General features: G+C 45.7%; 3 protein-coding genes. All 3 read right to left on the bottom strand.

Features of this window, described 5'->3' with window-relative positions:
• Positions 1 to 130: 130 nt before the first annotated feature.
• Positions 131 to 580 (bottom strand): FKBP-type peptidyl-prolyl cis-trans isomerase, encoded by a 450-nt coding sequence (locus AC3A8L_RS16525; protein ID WP_487963375.1) that lies wholly within the window; start codon positions 578 to 580, stop codon positions 131 to 133.
• Positions 573 to 1,106 (bottom strand): signal peptidase II, encoded by a 534-nt coding sequence (gene lspA, locus AC3A8L_RS16530; protein ID WP_487963376.1) that lies wholly within the window; start codon positions 1,104 to 1,106, stop codon positions 573 to 575. Before lspA ends, AC3A8L_RS16525 begins: the two co-directional genes overlap by 8 nt.
• On the bottom strand, positions 1,099 to 2,161 hold a 1,063-nt coding region (locus AC3A8L_RS16535), incomplete at its 5' end, for a class I tRNA ligase family protein (protein WP_487963377.1). The genes AC3A8L_RS16535 and lspA, both read right to left, overlap by 8 nt.

The following is a 2,161-nucleotide window of genomic DNA, read 5'->3' on the forward strand; positions in this document are numbered from 1 at the left end:
TGCCCATGGATGGCTTGAACGGCCCAGAAAATGATCAGTTTGCCGGCCTATTTGTTTATGGCTGAATAGTTACCAAAAGAAAACCCACTATTGTGGGTTTTCAGAGTTATATCACAGAAAGCTAAAAACGCTAATGTGTCACAGACGGGCTCACAGAATGGATATGCACTTTAAATAGCAATATCCGCCCAGCTAATGGGTGATTGAAATCGACCAAAACAACATCACCCTTAAGCGCCTTAATAACCCCAGGCAACTCCGTGTTTTGAGCATCCGAAAACGACAACATTAACCCCACGTCCAATGTCATATCCTCGGGAAAATCACTCACAGGCACTTCCTGCACATTATTTTCGTTTGGCTGACCAAAACCCTGTTCGGGTGGAATGGAAATTTCACGCTCGTCGCCAGCACGTAAACCGTACATGGCTTTTTCAAAGCCCTCCAACAAGTTGCCATCGCCTACGGTGAAGGTAACCGGGTCTTCGCCATGGTTGCTATCCACAACCGTACCATCCTCAAGCGACAACGAAAAATTCAGTGTGACTTTAGTCGCATCAGCAATCGCTAAATCAATCATTCGAGGACTCCTCAGCGGCTTCCTTTTTGTTATTTGCACCAAACATTGCATCCCAAATTAAGAGTGCTGCGCCACAGGTAATACCGCAGTCTGCAATATTAAAAGCGGGGAAGTGATATTGCTGATAATAGAAATCGATAAAATCAACAACATAACCGAGTGTAACGCGATCATAAAGGTTGCCTATTGCACCACCTAAAATTAGCGCCAACCCTAAAGACTCCAAACGCTTCTGGGTTGCGATACGCGATAACCAAACGGTTAGAACAACACTCATTACAGCCGCAATAATGGCGAAGAACCAACGCTGCCATCCTCCGGCATCATATAAGAAGCTAAAAGCTGCACCGTGGTTATAGCGCAAAGTAAAACTAAAATAATCGGCGATAACAGGATAAGTAACACCCTCGGTTTGCAAGGCGGCAACAGCGTACGCCTTGGTCCATAAGTCAAAGCCCACAATCACAGCCGATAAACTCAAAAAAGCGGCCATCGCCGTAGGCAATCTATCCATAAATTTAGGCATAGTGACGCTCCTCACCTTCAGTTGTAATATTAGTCACGCAGCGATGACACAGTTCGGGATGCTCAGAATGCTGGCCGATGCTGTCGCTATGATGCCAACAACGAACACATTTTGTGGATGCCGTTTTAGCCACGGCAATGGTTAAGCCATCAATTTGAGTATCCACTGCATTTTCAGCATCGCCTTTAGCCGCTAGCGTTACTTTAGAGACTAACAAAACGAAGCGCAGCTCATCTTTTAATGAACCTAATACACTTTGCAATTCATCACCGCAGTAAAGTGTTACTTCGGCTTCTAATGATTTACCAATCTCGCCGTCGCTGCGCTTTTGTTCTAGTATTTTATTCAGCTCGCCTTTCACGCTAGCCAATAGATCAACCACTTCAGGGGTCAACGCATTAGCACTGCAATCGGGTAAGGTATACCAAGTTTCGGTGAAAACCGGCGTGGTATTTTCGCCCGGCATCGCCAGCCAAATTTCATCGGCGGTATAAGAGAGTATCGGAGCAATCCAACGTACGAGCGCTTGAATAATATGATATTGCGCCGTTTGTGCCGAGCGGCGAGCTATGCTTTTTTCCGGAGTGGTATAAACGCGGTCTTTGGTGATATCCAAATAAAAGCCACCAAGATCTACAATGCAGAAATTATGTAGCTTTTGGTAAATTTGATGTAATTCATAGCGCTCATAATGAGCGAGTAATTCTTTTTGCAGTGTCGCAGTACGTTGCACGGCCCACGCATCTAAAGCGACTAAATCGTTCGCCGGCAGAACATCAACCTCGGGATTAAAGCCACCCAAGTTCGCCATTAAATAGCGTACCGTATTGCGAATGCGGCGGTAAGAATCAGCGGTACGTTTCAAAATGGTATCCGAAACACTCATATCACCGGAAAAGTCGGTCGCGGCCACCCACAAACGTAGTACATCCGCACCCAAATCATTAAAGACTGTTTGCGGCGACATCACATTGCCAACAGACTTAGACATTTTATGACCGTTTTGATCGACCGCAAAACCGTGCGTCAGCACTTGTTTATAAGGTGCAGAACCA

It is taken from the genome of Marinagarivorans sp. (assembly GCF_982758155.1).

Coding starts and splice junctions, on each gene's coding strand:
- AC3A8L_RS16525 (WP_487963375.1), bottom strand. CDS start 580: ATGATTGATTTAGCGATTGCTGATGCGACTAAAGTCACACTGAATTTT.
- lspA (WP_487963376.1), bottom strand. CDS start 1,106: ATGCCTAAATTTATGGATAGATTGCCTACGGCGATGGCCGCTTTTTTG.